At 63.9% G+C, this 18456-nt stretch carries 18 protein-coding genes; 8 read left to right on the forward strand and 10 right to left on the reverse strand.

All coding sequences use genetic code 11. The features are described 5' to 3' along the window. Positions 1-52 precede the first annotated feature (52 nt). From HKX24_RS02720 to HKX24_RS02730, 3 genes are read left to right on the forward strand one after another with little or no spacing between them, the layout of a single operon-like run. A complete protein-coding gene (locus HKX24_RS02720; RefSeq protein ID WP_067263858.1) occupies positions 53-721 on the forward strand; it encodes a glutathione S-transferase family protein in 669 nt (222 codons plus the stop codon). Further along, a complete protein-coding gene (gene queG, locus HKX24_RS02725; RefSeq protein WP_276153812.1) occupies positions 721-1785 on the forward strand; it encodes a tRNA epoxyqueuosine(34) reductase QueG in 1065 nt (354 codons plus the stop codon). Before HKX24_RS02720 ends, queG begins: the two co-directional genes overlap by 1 nt. An 11-nt stretch (positions 1786-1796) precedes the next feature. After that, positions 1797-3803, forward strand: coding sequence for a hydantoinase/oxoprolinase family protein (locus HKX24_RS02730; RefSeq protein WP_276153813.1), 2007 nt, complete (start codon positions 1797-1799; stop codon positions 3801-3803). Positions 3804-3831: 28 nt separating this feature from the next. Here the strand turns inward: HKX24_RS02730 and msrA are convergent, their stop codons facing one another. The 6 genes from msrA to ade form a co-directional block, all read right to left on the reverse strand. Beyond that, positions 3832-4341: a peptide-methionine (S)-S-oxide reductase MsrA gene (msrA, locus tag HKX24_RS02735; RefSeq protein ID WP_276153814.1), complete on the reverse strand. Its 510-nt coding sequence runs from the start codon at positions 4339-4341 to the stop codon at positions 3832-3834. After that, positions 4338-4787, reverse strand: coding sequence for a peptide-methionine (R)-S-oxide reductase MsrB (gene msrB / locus HKX24_RS02740; RefSeq protein ID WP_271692779.1), 450 nt, complete (start codon positions 4785-4787; stop codon positions 4338-4340). Before msrB ends, msrA begins: the two co-directional genes overlap by 4 nt. Before the next feature lie 79 nt (positions 4788-4866). After that, positions 4867-5736, reverse strand: coding sequence for a DMT family transporter (locus HKX24_RS02745; protein ID WP_271692780.1), 870 nt, complete (start codon positions 5734-5736; stop codon positions 4867-4869). Positions 5737-5916: 180 nt separating this feature from the next. After that, positions 5917-6204 carry an HU family DNA-binding protein gene (locus HKX24_RS02750; protein ID WP_007118569.1) on the reverse strand — a complete coding sequence of 96 codons (288 nt, stop codon included), beginning with the start codon at positions 6202-6204 and terminating at the stop codon, positions 5917-5919. Between the two features lie 127 nt (positions 6205-6331). Beyond that, positions 6332-7795, reverse strand: coding sequence for an AMP nucleosidase (locus HKX24_RS02755; protein WP_067262140.1), 1464 nt, complete (start codon positions 7793-7795; stop codon positions 6332-6334). Next, a complete protein-coding gene (ade, locus tag HKX24_RS02760; RefSeq protein ID WP_271692781.1) occupies positions 7792-9594 on the reverse strand; it encodes an adenine deaminase in 1803 nt (600 codons plus the stop codon). Before ade ends, HKX24_RS02755 begins: the two co-directional genes overlap by 4 nt. 123 nt (positions 9595-9717) lie before the next feature. On the opposite strand from ade, the gene HKX24_RS02765 reads away from it, so the two are divergent. Next, positions 9718-10962, forward strand: coding sequence for a glycosyltransferase family 4 protein (locus HKX24_RS02765; protein ID WP_271692782.1), 1245 nt, complete (start codon positions 9718-9720; stop codon positions 10960-10962). A 2-nt stretch (positions 10963-10964) separates the two neighbouring features. Here the strand turns inward: HKX24_RS02765 and HKX24_RS02770 are convergent, their stop codons facing one another. Then, positions 10965-12083 (reverse strand): polysaccharide biosynthesis/export family protein, encoded by a 1119-nt coding sequence (locus HKX24_RS02770; protein ID WP_271692783.1) that lies wholly within the window; start codon positions 12081-12083, stop codon positions 10965-10967. 141 nt (positions 12084-12224) lie between these two features. Here HKX24_RS02770 and HKX24_RS02775 point away from each other — a divergent pair, with 141 nt between their 5' ends. From HKX24_RS02775 to HKX24_RS02790, 4 genes are all read left to right on the forward strand, one after another. Beyond that, positions 12225-13118, forward strand: a complete 894-nt coding sequence (locus HKX24_RS02775; protein WP_271692784.1) for an NAD-dependent epimerase/dehydratase family protein — start codon at positions 12225-12227, stop codon at positions 13116-13118. Between the two features lie 10 nt (positions 13119-13128). After that, positions 13129-13740 (forward strand): sugar transferase, encoded by a 612-nt coding sequence (locus HKX24_RS02780; protein ID WP_271692785.1) that lies wholly within the window; start codon positions 13129-13131, stop codon positions 13738-13740. 126 nt (positions 13741-13866) lie between these two features. Beyond that, complete coding sequence (locus HKX24_RS02785; protein WP_271692786.1) at positions 13867-14721, forward strand: SDR family oxidoreductase; 855 nt, start codon at positions 13867-13869, stop codon at positions 14719-14721. Between the two features lie 26 nt (positions 14722-14747). Further along, entirely contained in the window at positions 14748-15341 is a 594-nt protein-coding gene (locus tag HKX24_RS02790; RefSeq protein WP_271692787.1) for an exopolysaccharide biosynthesis protein, read from the forward strand. On the opposite strand, the gene dxs is transcribed toward HKX24_RS02790, so the two are convergent. Genes dxs through HKX24_RS02805 form a run of 3 tightly spaced genes read right to left on the reverse strand, consistent with a single transcriptional unit; the run spans position 15338 to position 18440 of the window. Next, entirely contained in the window at positions 15338-17266 is a 1929-nt protein-coding gene (dxs, locus tag HKX24_RS02795; RefSeq protein ID WP_168613002.1) for a 1-deoxy-D-xylulose-5-phosphate synthase, read from the reverse strand. The two genes, HKX24_RS02790 and dxs, sit on opposite strands and share 4 nt — an antisense overlap. Before the next feature lie 41 nt (positions 17267-17307). Beyond that, positions 17308-18189, reverse strand: coding sequence for a farnesyl diphosphate synthase (locus HKX24_RS02800; protein WP_271692789.1), 882 nt, complete (start codon positions 18187-18189; stop codon positions 17308-17310). An 8-nt stretch (positions 18190-18197) separates the two neighbouring features. Further along, positions 18198-18440, reverse strand: coding sequence for an exodeoxyribonuclease VII small subunit (locus HKX24_RS02805; RefSeq protein ID WP_067264990.1), 243 nt, complete (start codon positions 18438-18440; stop codon positions 18198-18200). Positions 18441-18456 lie beyond the last annotated feature (16 nt).

Below are 18456 nucleotides of genomic sequence, written 5' to 3' on the forward strand. Positions count from 1 at the left end.
CCGCGCCAGCAGGCATGGAAGAGTGCAATCCCTTTAACCACACGGACTTTATATGACGGCTCGCTTGTTTCACGTTCCTTTGTCCCCCTTCTGTCGCAAGGTGCGGCTTAGCCTTGGGGAGAAGAAGATCGAGGTGGAACTGGTCGAGGAGCGCTATTGGGAGCAAGACCCCGATTTCCTGCGTCGCAACCCGGCGGGCAAGGTGCCTGTGCTGCGGCTCGACGGGATCATGATGGCCGAAAGCGCCGCGATTTGTGAATATATCGAAGAGACCCGTCCAGAGGCATCCTTGCTGCCCAGCGACCCGGTGCAGCGTTTGGAAGTGCGTCGGCTGGTCAGTTGGTTCGACGACAAATTCCACGACGAGGTGACCTCGAAACTGCTCTATGAGCGGGTCAACAAGAAGGTCACCAAACAGGGCTACCCGGACAGCAAGAACGTGAAAGCCGGCGCCAAGGCGATCAAATATCACCTTGATTACATGGCGTGGCTGCTGGATCACCGCCGCTGGCTGGCGGGCGACGTGATGACGCTGGCCGATTTCGCCGCCGCCGCGCATCTGTCCTCGCTCGACTATATCTCAGACGTGGATTGGAACCGCTCTGACGTGGTCAAGGATTGGTACGCCAAGATCAAGTCGCGCCCGGCTTTCCGCTCGATCCTCGCCGATCAACTGCCGGGCTTCCCGCCTCCGCTGCATTACAACAACCTCGACTTCTGATGCCTGCCCGCCCCCGCGCCGAGATCGGGCCGGAGGCTCTGAAGGCGCGGGTGGTGGCCCGGGCGCTTGAGGAAGGCTTTGTCGCCTGCCGCATTTGCCGCCCCCAAGACGTGCCCGAAGTGCCCGAACGGCTCGCCCGATTTGTCGAGGCCGGGTTTCACGGGCAGATGGGCTGGATGGAAGAGCGGATGCATTGGCGCGGCAATCCCGCCGCCCTCTGGCCCGAGGCGCGGTCCGTCATCATGCTGGCCGAAAGCTACACCCCCGAACATGACCCCCGCGCGGTGTTGGAGCATCCCGACAAGGGCGGGATTTCGGTCTACGCACAGGGGCGCGATTACCACGATATCGTCAAGAAACGGCTGAAGCGGCTGGCCCGCTGGCTTATGGAAGAGGCCCGCGCGCTCGATCCGGAGGTGAAGGTCTTCGTCGATACCGCCCCGGTGCCGGAAAAGGCGCTCGCGCAGGCGGCGGGGCTCGGTTGGCAGGGCAAACACACCAACCTGCTTAGCCGGAAGTTCGGCAATTGGGCTTTTTTAGGCTCTGTTTTCACCACCCTCAATCTGCCGCCCGACGCCCGGGAGGTGGACCACTGCGGCTCTTGCCGGGCCTGTCTTGAGGCTTGTCCCACGGATGCCTTCCCCGCGCCCTATCAACTCGACGCGCGGCGTTGCATTTCCTATCTGACGATCGAACATAAAGGGCCGGTCGATCTGGACCTGCGCGAGAAGATGGGCAACCGGATTTATGGCTGTGATGACTGCCTTGCCGCTTGCCCGTGGAACAAGTTCGCCGTGGCGGCCAGCGATATGCGCTACCACGGTCTGGCGGTGCAGCCCGCCGATCTGGCCGAGCTTGCGGGCCTTGACGATAGCGCTTTCCGCGCGCGCTATTCCGGCTCTCCGATCAAACGGATCGGGCGGGATCGTTTCGTGCGAAACGTGCTCTATGCCATCGGCAATTCCGGGCTGGCGCGGCTGCGCCCCGTGGCGCAATCTCTGGCCGAAGACGCTGACCCCACCGTGGCCGATGCCGCGCGTTGGGCCGCAGCGCGTTTGGCATAGGAGGCACGCCCATGGCGGTGTTATTGGGCGTTGACACGGGCGGCACCTATACGGATGCGGTGCTGATCCGCGATGAGACTGAGGTGATCGCCACCGCCAAGGCGCTGACGACCCGTGCCGATCTGGCCGTGGGCGTGGGCAAGGCGGTCAGCGCGGTTTTGGCCCAATCCGGCGTGGCGGTGGAAGATATCGCCATGGCCTCCCTCTCGACCACGCTGGCGACCAATGCGCTGGTCGAGGGGCAGGGTGGGCGTGTCGGGTTGATCTATGTCGGGTTTCGTGCGGCGGATCTTGAAGCGCATGGGCTGTCGGAGGCGCTGCGGGGGGACCCTTGTCTGCTGCTCTCCGGCGGGCATGATCACGCGGGGGCAGAGGCGGCGCCGCTGGACGAACCGGCCCTGATCGCCTTTTTAGAGACGCATAAGGCCGAGGTCAGCGGCTTTGCCGTGGCCAGCCAATTTGCCACGCGCAACCCCGCGCATGAGCAGCGTGTCGCAGAACTGGTCGCAAAGGTTACGGGGCGCCCCGTCTCGGCCTCTCACAGTCTTTCGGCCAAGCTGAACGGGCCGAAACGGGCGCTTACGGCGCTGTTGAACGCGCGGCTGATCGGCATGATCGACCGGCTGATTGGGCGAGCAGAGGATGAGCTGCGCCGTCTAGGCATCGACGCGCCTTTGATGGTGGTGCGCGGCGATGGCGCCCTGATGTCGAGCGCACAGGCCCGCGAACGGCCCATCGAGACCATCCTCAGCGGCCCTGCGGCGTCGCTGGTGGGCGCACGCTGGTTGACCGGGGCAGAGACGGCACTGGTATCGGATATCGGCGGCACGACGACCGATGTGGCCCTATTGCGCGACGGTCGCCCAGCGATTGACCCGGCAGGCGCGCAGGTCGGTCCCTATCGAACCATGGTCGAGGCGGTCGCGATGCGCACCCACGGGCTGGGCGGCGACAGCGAGGTGCATTTCACGTCTCAGGGTCTAACCGCAGGCGTGACCCTTGGGCCGAAGCGCCTGCTGCCGATCTCTCTCATTGCGGTCGACGCGCCGGAGGTGGTGCATAACGCCTTGGACGCGCAGCTGCGCCGCAGCGTGGTGTCAGAGCATGACGGTCGCTTTGTCCGTGCCGTAGAGGGGCAGGGGGCCGAAGGTCTGGCCCCGCGCGACTTGGTCCTGCTGGACCGGATCGGCAGCGACGTTTGGCCCTTGGGCGATGTGCTGCGGAACCGGGTCGACCAAAGCGCTTTGGCGCGGCTGGTGGCGCGGGGGCTGGTGCAACTGGCGGGGGTGACGCCCACGGATGCGAGCCATGTGGCGGGGCATCTTTGCGCATGGGATGCCGGTGCCGCGCGCAAGGCGCTGACCCTGTTCGGGCGCAAGCGCGGCGGGTCGGGGATGCGGTTCTGTCCTGATCCTGATGACCTCGCTCAGATCATCCTCGACCGATTGACCGACCAGACGACCTTGGCCCTGTTAGAGACCGCATTTGCCGAAGAAACACCCGGTTTCGACCTGCCGCCAGAGGTTCTGGCGCGCCATGTGCTGATGCAGCGCGGCCTCTCGGGCCATCGCGGCGTGCTGCGGATCGATGCGGGGCTGAACTTACCTATGGTGGGGCTGGGCGCCTCGGCGGCGACCTACTACCCGGCGGTGGGCGAAAGGCTGGGCAGTGAGATGATCCTGCCCGCGAACGCTCATGTCGCCAATGCCATCGGCGCGGTGGTGGGGCGGGTGATCATGCGCGAGAGTGCAACCATTACCGTTCCGAACGAAGGGGTGTTTCGCCTTCACCTTGCCGATGGGCCGCAGGATTTTCCGACCGCTGAACGGGCCTTGGCCCATGGGGAGCGCGCTTTGACCGAAGCCGCTCGTGCGCGCGCCCAGTCAGCCGGAGCGGCAGAGATCGAGTGCCATGTGACGCGGGATATTCGTCTGGCGGATGTCGAAGGGCGGGAAGTGTTAGTCGAGGCCGCGCTGACCGTCGAAGCTTCGGGCCGCCCTCGGGTGGCGGTGGGCTAGCCCCCGGCGCGGGGCCGGGGGCTGCGGTTCATTCTGCGGCGTCGCGTTTGGGCAGGACCCAATCAACGCGCGGGAAGTGGCAGGTATAGCCGTTGGGCAGCCGCTCAAGATAGTCCTGATGCTCGGGCTCGGCCTCCCAGAAGTCGCCCACCGGCTCAACCTCGGTCACCACCTTGCCGGGCCAGAGGCCGGAGGCTTCGACATCGGCGATGGTGTCTTCGGCCACGGCTTTCTGTTCGTCGTTCACATAGTAGATCGCCGAACGGTAGCTCATCCCGATGTCGTTGCCCTGACGGTTCACCGTGGTCGGGTCGTGGATCTGAAAGAAGAACTCCAGCAACTCGCGGTAAGAGGTCTTCTCGGGGTCGAATATGATCTCAATCCCTTCGGCATGGGTGCCGTGGTTGCGGTAGGTCGCATTAGGCACGTCGCCGCCGGTATAGCCGACGCGGGTCGAGACCACACCGGGGCGGCGGCGGATCAGGTCCTGCATGCCCCAGAAGCAGCCTCCGGCCAATACTGCGCGTTCGGTTGTCATGTCACATTCTCCACTTGGTTGAGATATTCGCCATAGCCTTCGGCTTCCATGTCGTCACGGTGGATGAAGCGCAGGGAGGCGGAATTGATGCAATAGCGCAGCCCGCCCCGGTCGGGCGGGCCATCGGGGAAGACATGGCCGAGGTGGCTGTCGCCGTGTTTGCTGCGCACTTCCGTGCGGACCATGCCGAGCGAGGCGTCTTCCAACTCTTCAACGTAGGCAGGCTCGATCGGTTTGGTGAAGCTCGGCCAGCCGCAGCCGCTTTCATATTTGTCCGAGGAGGCAAACAGCGGCTCGCCCGAAACGATGTCGACGTAGATGCCCGGTTCCTTGTTGTCGAGGTACTTGCCGGTGCCGGGGCGTTCGGTGCCGTTGCGCTGCGTGACGTGGAATTCTTCGGGGCTCAGCGCGTCAATCGCGGCGTTGGTTTTCTCGTATTGGGGCATGGCGTCCTCCGTTCATGGGCTTGGCCTATTAGATGGGGTGTGGCGGTGAAATTCAAAGGGGGTCCGGCTCACACTGGCGTTATGCCCTGCGCTGGCGCGAGATTTGAACGGCGAGGATGCCGCCCGCGATGATCGCGACGCCAAGGATGTCGCGCGGCCCCAGCGTTTCGCCCAGCAGCAGGGCTGCGATGGCCACGCCGAAGAAGGGGTTGAGGAAGTGAAAGGTCGCCGCCCTTGTGGCGCCGATGCGGTTGACCAGCCAGAACCAGACCACAGTGGCGGCAAGCCCGGGCACGAGGCAGGTATAGGCGAAGGCGAGCGTCAGGCGCAGGCTGGGGTCGATCCGAGGCGTTTCGAACAGCGCGGTGGCGATGGAGAGGGCGACGCAACCGACGAGCATTTGCAGGCCCACAACCATCAAGAAGTTTCCGCCCGAGGTCGCGCCCCGCACCAGCAGGGTGGCGGCGGTGAGGGCCACAACGCCGATGGCGCAAAGGATGAGGCCGTAGAGGTCTACTTGCCCGCCAAGGCGCGCGCCCATGATGATGGCGACGCCGATGACACCGGCGAACAGCCCCGCGATGCCTAGAGGGCGCAGTTTTTCACCCAAGAAGGCCCAAGCGGCGAAGCCGACGAGCAGCGGCATGGTAGAGGCGATGATAGCGGCGAGGGACGCCTCGATGGTCTGCATGGCGATGAAGTTCAGGCCGAGGTAGACCGCGTTTTGCAGCACGCCGAAGATGATCGTGGCGCGCCATTGCGCAGGGGTGAGCCGCCAGCTTTGCCCCAAGGCCAGCGCAATGCCGACGCCGATCAGGCCCGAGATCAGGTAGCGCAGGGAGAGGGCCAGCAGGGGAGAGGCGTCCATCACGATGATGCGGGCTGAGGTGAAGGCCGAGGACCACATCACGGCAAAGGCCAGCCCCATGAGAATTGCGCGGATGTCCATGAAATGCCCCCTGTGCTGAACTTGCTAAGGAATGGCGGGTTTGTAGGGGGAGGGCAAGGTGGGTTTGGTAAGATGTGCCACCCGGCCCGGAAACAAGCCGGAGGCGATGGCCCTCCATCAATCCCACAACAAAAAAGGGCCGTCCGAAGACGACCCTTTCGTAAACGCTCAGCCCAAGGCTTACTCGTTCACGCTGTCCTTCAGCGCCTTCGCGATGGTCATCTTGACCACTTTGTCGGCGTCTTTCTTGAACTGTTCGCCAGTGGCGGGGTTGCGGACCATCCGCTCGGGGCGCTCACGGCAATAGATTTTGCCAACGCCCGGCAGGGTCACGGCACCGCCGGCGGACACTTCACGGGTGATCAGGTTGCAAACGGCGTCGAGCGCTGCGCCTGCGGATTTCTTGTCGGTGTCCATCTCTTCTGCCAGAGCAGCAACGAGCTGGGTCTTGGTCATCGGTTTTGCCATTTTATTCTCCTTAGACTGCCCGCTTTTTAGGGCCTCATGGCCGGAATGTAACGGTATGTTGTGGGATAACACAACGAATTGTGGCGCTATAAACGCGAAAACATGCGATTTTCCGCTGTTTCTAGCCCTATAGGAACGCCGTTTCGTCGAAGGACCGAAGTTTCCGGCTGTGGATCCGCTCCAGCGGCATGCGGCGCAGCAACTCCATGGCGCGGATGCCGATCATCAGATGGCGGGCGACTTGGGTTTTGTAGAAGTCCGAGGCCATGCCGGGCAGTTTCAACTCCCCATGCAGCGGTTTGTCCGACACGCATAGCAACGTGCCATAGGGCACCCGGAAGCGATAGCCATTGGCGGCGATGGTGGCGCTTTCCATATCCAGCGCCACGGCGCGGGACTGGCTCAGCCGTTGCACCGGGCCGGACTGGTCGCGCAGTTCCCAATTGCGGTTGTCGATGGTGGCGACGGTGCCGGTGCGCATGATGCGTTTCAGCTCATAGCCCTCAAGCTGGGTGACCTGCGCGACCGATTGCTCCAGCGCGATCTGGATCTCGGCCAGCGCCGGGATCGGCACCCAGACCGGCAGGTCGTCGTCGAGAACGTGATCCTCGCGCAGGTAACCATGCGCCAGCACGAAATCACCCAAAGCCTGCGTGTTGCGCAGACCGGCGCAGTGGCCCACCATCAGCCAGGCATGGGGGCGCAGCACGGCGATGTGGTCCGTTGCGGTCTTGGCGTTGGAAGGCCCGACGCCGATGTTGACCAGCGTGATGCCCGACCCATCCGCCCGCTTGAGGTGATAGGTCGGCATTTGCGGCGTCTTCAGCGTCTCGGCCAAGGGCGCATCGGGATCGGTGATCTCGGCATTGCCGGTCGAGACGAAGGCGGTATAGCCGCTTTCCGGGTCGCGCAGCATCTCGCGGGCGTATTGCTCGAACTCCGTCACATAGAACTGGTAGTTGGTGAACAGCACATGGGTCTGGAAATGCTCAGGATCCGTGGCCGTGTAATGCGCCAGCCGCGCGAGGGAGTAATCGACCCGCTGCGCAGTGAAGGGTGCAAGCGGGCGCACGTCATCCTCGGGCACATAGGTGCCGTTGACGATATCGTCATTGGTGGTCGACAAATCCGGCACGTCAAAGACATCGCGCAGGGTGAAGTCCGCCGCCCCCTCCTGCGGCACGTTCAGCGCGTTGTCGCCGGACATGGCGAAATGCACCGGGATCGGCGTGGTCGAAGGGCCGACAATCACCGGCTGGTCGTGGTTTTCGATCAACAGGCCGATTTGCTGGATCAGGTAGTTCCGAAACAGATCGGGCCGGGTGATCGTCGCGGCAAAGGTGCCGGGAGAGGAGACATGCCCGAAAGACAGCCGCGTATCCACATGCGCATAGGAGGAAGTGCGAAACCGCAGCTCAGGGTAAAAGGCGCGGACGCGGGCATCGGGGGCCGAGCTCTCCATCGCCTTGGCAAAAGACTCCCGCAGGAAGGTGGTGGCTTGCTGATAGAGTTCGGTCAGACGGTCCACGGCAGCGGTCGCATCGCGGAAGCTTTCCGGGTTCGGGGTGTCCGGGGTCAGGATCGTTGTCATGTTTGCGGCTCTAACAAAGGTATGATTTCAAATTTCTGCACATCGACCAGCCCAAGGTCCGAGATCCGCAGTTCGGGGATCACCACAAGGGCCAAGAGCGAATGCTGCATATAGGCGTTGTTCAGCTTGCAGCCACAGTCGATCATCGCCTGAACGAGGGCTTCGGCATCGGCGGCGACCTCCGCGGCGGGACGGTCGGACATCAGCCCGGCGATCGGCAGGGCGACCAGCGCCATCTCCTCGCCCTCGCGGAAGATGGTGATGCCACCGCCCACCTCACGCAGACGGTTGGTCGCGCGGGCCATTTCCTCGGCATCGGTGCCGACGACGATCATATGGTGGCTGTCATGCGCCACGGTCGAGGCCATGGCCATGCGCCCCTCGTAGCCGAAGCCCGAGACGAAGGCATTGGTCACCGTGCCGGTGGCGCGGTGGCGCTCAACCAGCGCGATTTGGCAGACCTCGCCGGTGCCCTGCACGCGGCCTTCGGTCACCGGCAGTTCGAACTTCAGCGCGCGTGTGGGCGCTTGGTTCTCGACCACGCCGATGACATTGGCGGTGACGGCATTGGCGCCCTCGGGGGCAGGGATGTCGAAGTCCGCCGCCGCAAGGTCGCGCGCCATGTTCACGGTATTGCGCGCGGTGCCAGGCCAGTCGAGATGCGGGCAATCGACAAGGCAGTCGCCGCTCTCAGCCACGACCTCACCGCGGGCGATCACCATCTCCACCGGGAAACTCGCAAGGTCCGAGGTCAGGATCACGTCGGCGCGGCGGCCCGGGGTGAGCGAGCCGATCTCGCGCTCCAGCCCGAAATGCGTGGCGGTGTTGAGCGTTGCCATCTGCAACGCCACCAGCGGGTCGCAGCCGCAATCGATGGCATGGCGCAGCACGCGGTTCATGTGGCCGTCATTGGTGATGGTGCCCGAGTGGCTGTCATCGGTGCACAGGATCATGTTGCGCGGATCGAGCCCTTTCTCGGTGATCGCGGTGATCTGCGTCTTCACGTCGTACCAGGCCGACCCCAGCCGGATCATTGAGCGCATGCCCTGCCGCATCCGCGCCACGGCGTCGGCCTCGCAAGTGCCCTCGTGATCGTCCGCCGGGCCACCGGCCACGTAGGCGGCGAAGGCCGGGCCGAGGTCGGGGGAGGCGTAATGCCCGCCCACCGTCTTGTTCGCGCGTTGCGTGGCGGCGATCTCGGCCAGCATCTGCGGATCGGCGTTGCTGACGCCCGGAAAGTTCATCATCTCGCCCAGACCCACGATGCCGGGCCATGTCATCGCCTCAGCCACATCCTCGGCGGTGATCTCAAAACCCGTGGTCTCCAGCCCCGGGGCGGAGGGCGCGCAGGAGGGCATCTGCGTGAAGATGTTGATGGGCTGCATCAGCGCCTCATCATGCATCATGCGCACGCCGTCGAGGCCCAGCACATTGGCGATCTCATGCGGGTCGGTGAAGGCCGAGGTGGTGCCATGCGGGATCACGGCGCGGGCGAACTCGGCGGGGGTGAGCATGGTGCTCTCGATATGCATATGTCCGTCGCAAAGGCCGGGGGCCATGTAGCGGCCCTTGGCCTCGATGATGCGGGTGCTCTCGCCCCGGCAATGGCCGGCGTCGGGACCGACAAAGGCGATGCGCCCGGCGGCGATGGCGATGTCATGGTCGGGCAGGCATTCGCGGGTGTGCACATTCACCCATGTGCCGCCGGTGATGATCGTGTCGGCCGCGCGCCGTCCGGCGGCGACCTCGACCAATTGCGCGGCCACATCGGGCCAAGAGGGGAACGTTTTATCTGTCATGTCCAAAGGTGACATAGGGCCGGGGGAGGTTCAAGCGATCACGCCATCGGAAAGGGCGCGCGATGTTGCCAGAGCGCGCCGCTTGCGGCTAACTGGCGCGCAAGGCTTTTACGGAACGATTATATGAATTTTCTCTTTGTGCACCAGAACATGCCCGGCCAATACCGGGAATTGATACAATGGCTGGCGCAGACGGGCGGGCATCGCATTTATTTTCTGACCCAACGTCAAAATGCGCCGCAGTTGCCGGGGGTCGAAACCCGTGTCTACCGCCCCCATCACCGCCCCGACGAGAAGGCCTATGGTCTCTCGCGCATTTGGGAGGAAGCCTCAGGCAATGGGTTCGGCGCCGTCAACGCCGCCCAGCAGATCGAAACGCGAGAGGGGTTTCGCCCCGACATCATCATCGGCCACGTCGGTTGGGGGGAGTTGAGTTTCTTCAAACAGCTTTGGCCGGATGTGCCGATCATCGGTTATTTCGAGTATTACTATAACATGACCGGCGGCATGGTGGGCTTTGACCCTGCCGAGAAAATCTCGGCCCATGCGCCCTACCTCAACCATGCCCGCAACATCGTACCGCTGGCCAATATCGAAACCGTCGATCTGGGCCATTGCCCGACCTATTGGCAGCGCGACCGTTTTCCCGAGAGCTTTCACCACAAGCTCTATGTCTGTCACGACGGCATCCGCACCGATCAGCTTTTGCCCGACCCGGATGTGAGCCTGCGTCTGGGGCGTTTGGCGCGGCCCGTCACGCGCGAGGATGAGATCATCACCTATGTCGCGCGCAATCTGGAAAAGACCCGCGGTTTTCACACGATGATGCGCGCCCTGCCGCGTATCTTGGCTGAGCGGCCCAATGCACGGGTGGTGATCGTCGGCGGCAATGAGGTCTCCTACGGCAAACAGAGCGATCACCCCGGCGGTCTGCGCGGAGAGATGGCGGCGGAGTTGCAGGATCGGGTCGATTGGGACCGCGTGCATTTCGTGGGCAAAGTGCCCTATCCCGACTTCAAGAAGCTCGTGCAGATCAGCCGCTGTCACATCTATCTGACGATGCCCTTCGTGCTGTCTTGGTCCTTGCTGGAAGCCATGTCGATGCAGGCCACGATCGTCGCCTCTGATGTGGCCCCGGTGCGCGAGGCCGTGACCCACGGTGAAACCGGCTTGCTGGTGGATTTCTTCGACCCCGATGCGCTGGCAGCGCAGGTGGTAGAGGTGCTCGCCCGTCCGCAGGATCACGCCCATCTCGGCCCGGCGGCGCGAGCCCATGTGGTTGAGAATTATGATTTCCTGACCCGCTGCCTGCCCGAACACCTTGCGCAGATCAACGCATTGGTGCCCGAGGGCAAGCGGATAGGCTAGGGTCAGTTGCTGAGGTTTCCGGCGGTATTCACCAGCCCGAAGACCGAACCGACAAGGCCCAGAATGGTGCGGGTGTCCGACAGCGGGCTTTCCGTCGCGAGCACCAGATCGCCGGATTGAATGTGGAAATTCCGCGCCGAGAACAGCCCGTCGGATGTGGTCAGGTCCAGCGTGAACACCACCCGCCTGCGGCGCGGGCCGCGCACGCCCGCACTCACCGCGCTGGCGGGGTATTCGCGCAGGATCAGGATGCCTTCGGGATCGGCGCGGGATTCGTTCACCCCGCCGATGATTGCCAATGCATCCAGCGCCGAGACTTCGTCGCGGTTGAAGGGAAACTGTGCCTCCCGCCCGGCGGCACCCAGCGACAGGAAGTAGCGGCGGTCATCTTCGATGATCAGCTTATCGCCCCCGATCAGCCGGGTATCAAGGCTTGGGTTCTCGTAAAGCCGGTCGATCGAGGTGGTATAGATATTGGCGCCGCGCAGCAGTTTGACCTGCGGGTTTTCGATACTGGAGAGCACGCCGCCGCCAGCCGAGATTGCGGCGAGAACGGTGAAGTTGTTGTCCGGCATCAGGATGTTGCCGGGCTTGTTCACCCCGCCCACGAGGTCCACCGAATTGCCGCGTCCTTCGGTCATCGCCAGTTGCACCTGTGCGGAGGGCACGATCCCCTCAAGCTGCCGTTGAAGCAATTGACGGGCCGAATCCGGAGTGCGGCCAGAGACTTTGACCTTGCCGATATAGGGCATGAAGATGGTCCCGCTTTCCGAGACGCGAATGCCGGGCAGTGTGGCGACTTGTTGAGCCGGAGAGGTCAGCAAGGAGTTATCGCCGCTGTCCCAGACCAAGAGGTCCAGCCGATCGCCGGGGCGGATGACTTGGGCATTTGACCCCCGGCTGGCACCGATCCAACTATGGCGCTTACTATCGGTTCGGGGCCATTGGGCAACATGGGGCAGAAAGGCATGGGTCACCGGATAGACAGCGATATCCGCATCTGGAGTCTCCGCCGCCCGTGTCACCTCTTTCTGAATGGCGGCACCGCGCGGAAGGCTCGCGCAGGCGGCAAGAGAGGATGCCAGCAGGATCGAGAGGAACAGCTTGCTGAAGTGCTTCATAAGATGCGCATCGCTTCCGAATGTTTTGCCGGCAAACCGGGGTATTTGATCAATGTCTAATGTAAAATAAGGGGTCTCGCAGAATGCTGCCTGCGCGGCCTATGATTACAATTCTAATTCGGCAGGATAATGACTGAACCTATGGCGTCAATGATTTCAATGGGCAATGCGGCTTCGGGCAGGGGGGTGGCATCTGGCGATGTGCTTTTGCTTGGCGCGACGGGGCGGCTGGGCGGCATGCTGCGCCGTCATTGGCCAGAGCCGGAGGCGCTGCGCAGCCAGTCGAGAGAGCCGCGGCCCGGTTTTTATGATTTCGATTTGCCAGATGCAGAAGAGAGCCCAAGCGACGCGGCCCTCGCAGCCGCGCGTGGGGCAAGAGCGATCATCTCTTTGGCGGGTGTGACGCCAGCCCGGGCGGGGGCTGGGGGTGCTGCCTTGGAAGATAACGCGACCCTCGCCTTAGCTGCGCTGAAACTGGCAGAAACGGCGGGGGTCCCGCAGCTTCTCGTCGCCTCATCGGCAAGGGTTTATGGGGCAAAGAATGGCCCGCTGTGGGAGGATCTGTCCTGTGCCCCGCTGTCGGACTACGGCCGACAGAAGCTTGCGATGGAAAGGGCGGTGCATAAGGCGCAGAGCGAGACCGCAGTCACCGCGCTGCGGATTGGCAACGTAGCGGGGGCGGATGCGATTCTCGGGGGCTGGCGACCAGGCATGCAGATTGATCGCTTCCCCGATGGTCGCACACCAAGCCGCAGTTACATCGGGCCGGTGACCTTGGCGCGGGTGCTGCACGCGCTCTACCGAGCAGACAAACTGCCGCCCATTCTGAACATCGCGGCCCCCGGCGCGGTGGAAATGGGCGCGTTGCTGGATGCGGCGGGGCTGGCGTGGGAGCCCAAACCCGCCCCTGCCGCTGCCATTCCCGAGGTGCGGCTGGATACGAATGCACTTGAACGCCACGTCGATTTCACGCCAGAAACTCAAACGCCCGCCGGTTTGGTGCATGAATGGCAGCAGGATATGAATAAACGATGAAGACCCATCAATGACTTGGCGCAAGCGCATTTTCGATCTGTTCTTCGCCAGCCTGCTCGTCATCATCTTGGGGCCGATCCTGCTGGGGTTGCTGGTCTGGCTGCTGGTCAAAGAGGGGCGGCCACTTTTCCATGTGGCCGAACGGATGAAAACGCCGGAAGAGAGTTTCAAGCTTTGGAAACTGCGCACGATGACCGTGGCAGAAGAGGACCAGGGCGTGTCGGGCGGCAACAAGACCGCGCGGATCACCCCCACGGGCGCATGGCTCAGGGCACGGCGCTTGGATGAGTTTCCTCAGCTGTGGAACATCCTGCGCGGAGATCTGAGCTTTGTCGGCCCCCGCCCGCCGCTGCGCGAATATGTTGAGCGTTTCCCCGAGGTCTATGCCGACGTCCTGAAATCCCGGCCCGGCGTGACCGGTCTGGCCACGATCCGCTTTCACAAACATGAAGAACGGCTGCTGTCACGCTGCGAGACCGCGGCAGAGACCGATCGTGTCTATTGTCGCACCTGCGTCCCGCGCAAGGCCCAGCTTGATCTGATCTATCAGCGCCATCAAAGCATCTGTTTTGACTTTGCCCTGATGCTGCAAACCGTCCAGAACTTCTTCAGCCGAGGTTGAGGTTTGCAGGCGTCGGGGGAGACGCCGCTGGGCGTATGTGCTAAGAATTGGTTTTGTTACCTCCTGAAAGAGTAAATCCACCGCTTGCCGCTTGTGGTTGCGGCCCAAGCGGGCCACTTTGGCGGTATGGATAAAACGCTTCTTTCCCTTGGCCATGGCTATAGCGCGCGGGCCTTGGCGGCCCGGTTGCTCCCGCAGGGCTGGCGCATCATCGGCACGACCCGCAGCCGCGAAAAACTGGATGAGATCGCAGCGTCGGGGGTGGAGCCCATGCTCTGGCCCGGCAGCGATCTGTCTGCGCTTTTGCAAGAGGTTCCCAACCTATTGGTCTCTGCCGGGCCGGGGCCGGAGGGGGATCCGGTTCTGCTGGATTTGCAGGATGAAATCACCGCAGCGGCCCCCCATTTGCGGTGGGTCGGCTATCTGTCGACCACCGGCGTCTACGGCGACCACGGGGGCGATTGGGTGGATGAGGCGACACCGCTCACCCCCTCCACCCGGCGCGGCGCGGCGCGGGTGCAGGCCGAGGCGGCATGGGGCGCGATCCCCGGCTTGCCGCTGCATATCTTCCGGCTCGCGGGCATCTACGGCCCCGGGCGCGGGCCATTCGCCAAGGTGCGCAAAGGCACGGCGCGGCGCATCATCAAGCCCGGGCAGGTCTTCTCGCGTATTCATGTGGAGGATATCGCCCAAGCCTTGGACCTGTCGCTGGCCAAGCCGCAGCCGGGGGCGATCTATAACCTTTGTGACGATGATCCCGCCCCGCCGCAGGATGTGATCGGCCATGCCGCCGCGCTTTTGGGCCTGCCCTTGCCCCCGGCGGTGGACTTCGACAAGGCCGAGATGACCCCCATGGCTCGCAGCTTTTACGCGGAGAGCAAGAAGGTCCGGAACGATCACGCCAAGGCGGCGTTGGGCTGGCAACCGATCTATCCCGATTACCGCTCTGGTCTGGCCGCGCTGCTGGAGGCGGAAGACTGAATCCGAGGCACCGCCAGAGGCATTGAATGCGTCAAGACGAACATACGTTGGCCTATCTGCTGGATAGCATGGAGCGCGCGGCAGAGAAGGAGGCGGTGTCGATCAACGACGTGCTGCATGAGATCGGCGACCGTTCGATCACCCCTCTGATCCTGATCGTCGCCTTGCTGCTGGTCTCACCCCTGTCGGGCATTCCCGGCGTCTCGACCCTTGCGGCGGTGACAATCATCCTGCTGGCCGTGCAGGCGGTGACTGGGCGGCGCAGGCTATGGATGCCGCGATTTCTGTTGCGGCGCGAGGTGGCAGGCCATCGGTTGAGCGGCTGCGTGCGCTTTCTGCGCCGCCCTTGCGCTTTCGTCGACGGGCGTTGCAAGCCGCGCCTTCAGTTTCTCACCACCGGGCCGATGCGGTTCATCACACTTGTCGTGGTCACGATCATCCCGCTCGGCTGGCCCTTCATGGAGGTGCTGCCGATGATGTCGTCGCTCGGGGCGGGCACCGTGGCGCTGTTGGCTTTCGGGCTATTCACCCGCGACGGGCTCTTCGTGCTTTTGGGCTATCTCTGCGTGGCGATTACGTTGGTCGCGGGCGGCCTGCTGGTGCTGACCGCCGCAAGTTAGGCGCGCTGCGCGTCCAAGTCGCCAATGCCCAACACCTCAAGCACCTTGGCGGTGATCTGTTCGGCGTTCATCCCCGCCACGGCATACATATCCGCCGGGCTGGCCTGATCGATGAAGGTATCGGGCAGCACCATGGAGCGGAACTTGAGCCCCTTGTCGAACACCGCCTCATCCGCCAGCAGCTGTGCGACATGGCTGCCGAAGCCGCCGACTGCCCCCTCTTCGATGGTGATCAGCGCCTCGTGGTCATGGGCGAGCTTGAGGATCATCTCACGGTCCAGCGGCTTGGCGAAGCGGGCATCGGCGATGGTGGGGGTGATGCCCTTGGCTCGAAGCTGTTCGGCGGCCTTCTCGACCTCTTCCAAACGGGTGCCGAAGGACAAAAGCGCGACCTTGCTGCCCTCTTGGATCATCCGGCCCTTGCCGATTTCCAGCGGGGTGCCACGCTCTGGCATCTCAACCCCGCGCCCTTCGCCGCGCGGATAGCGGAAGGCGATGGGGCCGTCGTCATGGGCGGCGGCTGTGGCGACCATATGGCGCAACTCGGCCTCATCGGCGGCGGCCATGACCACGAAACCCGGCAGGTTGGCGAGGAAGGCCACGTCGAAGGCGCCCGCATGGGTCGGCCCGTCGGCGCCCACGAGCCCCGCGCGGTCGATGGCGAAACGCACCGGCAGGCGCTGGATTGCCACATCATGCACGACTTGGTCGTAGCCGCGTTGGAGGAAGGTGGAATACATCGCGCAGAAGGGTTTCATCCCCGCCGCGGCGAGACCCGCGCAGAAGGTCACGCCATGCTGCTCGGCGATGCCCACGTCGAAGCAGCGGCTGGGGTAGCGTTCGGCGAAAAGGTCAAGGCCGGTGCCATCGGGCATGGCGGCAGTCACGGCGCAGATTTTGTCGTCCTCGGCGGCCTCGGCCAGCAGGCTGTCGGCGAAAACGCGGGTGTAGCTCGGCGCGTTGGAGGGGGCTTTCTTTTGCTCGCCCGTCACCACGTTGAACTTGGCCGTGGCATGGCCGCGATCCCGCGCGGCTTCGGCGGGGCCGTAGCCCTTGCCCTTTTGCGTCTGGATGTGGATCAGGATCGGCCCGGTCGCGCGTTGATGGACGGTGCGCAGCACTGGCAGCAACTGGTCCATGTCATGCCCGTTGATCGGCCCGAGGTAAGAAAACCCGAGGTTCTCAAACAGCGTGCCGCCCACGGCCATGCCTTTGAGCATATCCTTGGCCCGTTTGGCCCCCTCGCGGAAGGGCTCGGGCAGCAGGCTCACCGCGCCTTTGGCGGCGGCTTTGAAGTCCTGAAACGGCGCTTCGGCGTAGAGGCGGCTGAGGTAGCTCGACATCGCGCCCACCGGCGGGGCGATGGACATCTCGTTGTCGTTGAGGATGACGATCAGGCGTTTTTTCAGATCACCCGCGTTGTTGAGCGCCTCATAGGCCATGCCCGCGCTCATCGCGCCATCCCCGATCACGGCAATCGCATCGCCCAAGCCTTCGGGGATCACACCGCCTAAATCGCGGCCCACGGCAAAGCCGAGCGCGGCTGAGATCGAGGTCGAGCTATGCGCCGCGCCAAAGGGGTCGTAGGGGGATTCGCTGCGTTTGGTGAAACCCGATAGCCCGTCCTTCATGCGCAGGCTGCGGATGCGGTCGCGGCGTTCGGTGAGGATCTTATGCGGGTAGCATTGGTGGCTCACGTCCCAGATGATCTTGTCGCGCGGGGTGTCGAAAACCGCGTGCAGCGCCACGGTCAGTTCCACCACGCCCAGTCCCGCGCCGAGATGCCCGCCGGTTTCCGACACGGCCGAGATCGTCTCGGCCCGCAGTTCGCGGGCGACTTGGGTCAGTTCGGCATCGGACAGGTGTTTCAGGTCCGCAGGGCGGGTGACCTGATCAAGCAGGGGTGTGGCGGGTTTGTCACTCATCGGGGCCTCTCTGGTGCCGCATTGGCGCATGTGCCGCCCGGCTAGCTGTCGCGGGCAATAACGAAGGCGGCAGCGGCTCGCAAGCTCTGCGCCTCTGGTCCATATTCAGATAGGGCGTCGCAGGCCATGTCCACCAATTCGGCGGCGCGGGTCTTGGCCCCGGCCAGCCCAAGGTGGGACACGAAAGTGGCCTTGCCCGCCGCGTCGTCCTTGCCGACCGCCTTGCCCACCGTTTCGGCGTCGCCTTCGACATCGAGAATGTCATCGGCGATCTGAAAGGCGAGGCCGAGGTGTTTGGCGTAAGTCCCAAGGGCGGTGGCATCAGCACCGGCCATCCGGGGCCCGGCCATGGCGGACCATTCGATCAAGGCACCGGTCTTGCCCGCCTGAAGCGCCGTGATCTCGGCCAGCGACAGCGGGGCGGGGGCGGTTTCGGCGGCGATGTCCAGCGCTTGCCCCCCGACCATGCCACCGACGCCTGCCGCTTGGGCGAGGCTGGTCATCAAGGTCAGACGTGCCTCCGCCGGGCAGGGCGCTTTGCCGAGCAGTTCAAAGGCCAGCGTTTGCAGCGCGTCACCGGCCAGAACGGCGGTGGCCTCGTCCCATTTGCGGTGCACCGTGGGCTGGCCCCGGCGCAGATCGTCGTCGTCCATGCAGGGCAGGTCGTCATGCACCAGCGAATAGGCGTGCAGCGCCTCGATGGCTGCCGCCGCAGGGGCGGCCATGCCGGGGGCGATGCCATGCAGCCGGGCGGATTCGATCACCAGAAAGCCGCGCAGCCCCTTGCCGCCGCCGCAGGCATAGCGCATCGCCTCGGCCACCGGGCCGTCATGCGCGCCGAGTGCTGCGTCGATCTGCGCTTGCGCCAGATCGCGGGCATGGGCAAGCGCCTCTGCCAAGGGATGGGGGGTGGTCTCTTGCATGTGGGCGGTCAAAGCCCTTCGACGGGTTTCAGCCCATTCGGGTTGCCATCGCCGTCAAGCGTGATCGCGGCGACCTTCTCTTCAGCTTCTTTCAGCTTGGTCTCGCAGCGCGCCTTAAGCTTGGCCCCGCGTTCGTAAAGCGCGATGCTTTCGTCCAATGCGACATTGCCGTTTTCAAGCTGGCCCAAGACTTTCTCAAGCTCGGCCATGGCGGTCTCAAAGTTCATCTCTTCTACGGGTGTGTCGGACATTGCGCGCCTCGTTTTC

The organism is Sulfitobacter sp. M85, from assembly GCF_029285915.1.
Taxonomy (GTDB): domain Bacteria; phylum Pseudomonadota; class Alphaproteobacteria; order Rhodobacterales; family Rhodobacteraceae; genus Sulfitobacter; species Sulfitobacter faviae.

Excerpts from the sequence above, each read along its gene's own strand:
- HKX24_RS02720 (WP_067263858.1), top strand. The coding sequence starts at position 53 with ATGACGGCTCGCTTGTTTCACGTTCCTTTGTCCCCCTTCTGTCGCAAG.
- queG (WP_276153812.1), top strand. The coding sequence starts at position 721 with ATGCCTGCCCGCCCCCGCGCCGAGATCGGGCCGGAGGCTCTGAAGGCG.
- HKX24_RS02730 (WP_276153813.1), top strand. The coding sequence starts at position 1,797 with ATGGCGGTGTTATTGGGCGTTGACACGGGCGGCACCTATACGGATGCG.
- msrA (WP_276153814.1), bottom strand. The coding sequence starts at position 4,341 with ATGACAACCGAACGCGCAGTATTGGCCGGAGGCTGCTTCTGGGGCATG.
- msrB (WP_271692779.1), bottom strand. The coding sequence starts at position 4,787 with ATGCCCCAATACGAGAAAACCAACGCCGCGATTGACGCGCTGAGCCCC.
- HKX24_RS02745 (WP_271692780.1), bottom strand. The coding sequence starts at position 5,736 with ATGGACATCCGCGCAATTCTCATGGGGCTGGCCTTTGCCGTGATGTGG.
- HKX24_RS02750 (WP_007118569.1), bottom strand. The coding sequence starts at position 6,204 with ATGGCAAAACCGATGACCAAGACCCAGCTCGTTGCTGCTCTGGCAGAA.
- HKX24_RS02755 (WP_067262140.1), bottom strand. The coding sequence starts at position 7,795 with ATGACAACGATCCTGACCCCGGACACCCCGAACCCGGAAAGCTTCCGC.
- ade (WP_271692781.1), bottom strand. The coding sequence starts at position 9,594 with ATGACAGATAAAACGTTCCCCTCTTGGCCCGATGTGGCCGCGCAATTG.
- HKX24_RS02765 (WP_271692782.1), top strand. The coding sequence starts at position 9,718 with ATGAATTTTCTCTTTGTGCACCAGAACATGCCCGGCCAATACCGGGAA.
- HKX24_RS02770 (WP_271692783.1), bottom strand. The coding sequence starts at position 12,083 with ATGAAGCACTTCAGCAAGCTGTTCCTCTCGATCCTGCTGGCATCCTCT.
- HKX24_RS02775 (WP_271692784.1), top strand. The coding sequence starts at position 12,225 with ATGGCGTCAATGATTTCAATGGGCAATGCGGCTTCGGGCAGGGGGGTG.
- HKX24_RS02780 (WP_271692785.1), top strand. The coding sequence starts at position 13,129 with ATGACTTGGCGCAAGCGCATTTTCGATCTGTTCTTCGCCAGCCTGCTC.
- HKX24_RS02785 (WP_271692786.1), top strand. The coding sequence starts at position 13,867 with ATGGATAAAACGCTTCTTTCCCTTGGCCATGGCTATAGCGCGCGGGCC.
- HKX24_RS02790 (WP_271692787.1), top strand. The coding sequence starts at position 14,748 with ATGCGTCAAGACGAACATACGTTGGCCTATCTGCTGGATAGCATGGAG.
- dxs (WP_168613002.1), bottom strand. The coding sequence starts at position 17,266 with ATGAGTGACAAACCCGCCACACCCCTGCTTGATCAGGTCACCCGCCCT.
- HKX24_RS02800 (WP_271692789.1), bottom strand. The coding sequence starts at position 18,189 with ATGCAAGAGACCACCCCCCATCCCTTGGCAGAGGCGCTTGCCCATGCC.
- HKX24_RS02805 (WP_067264990.1), bottom strand. The coding sequence starts at position 18,440 with ATGTCCGACACACCCGTAGAAGAGATGAACTTTGAGACCGCCATGGCC.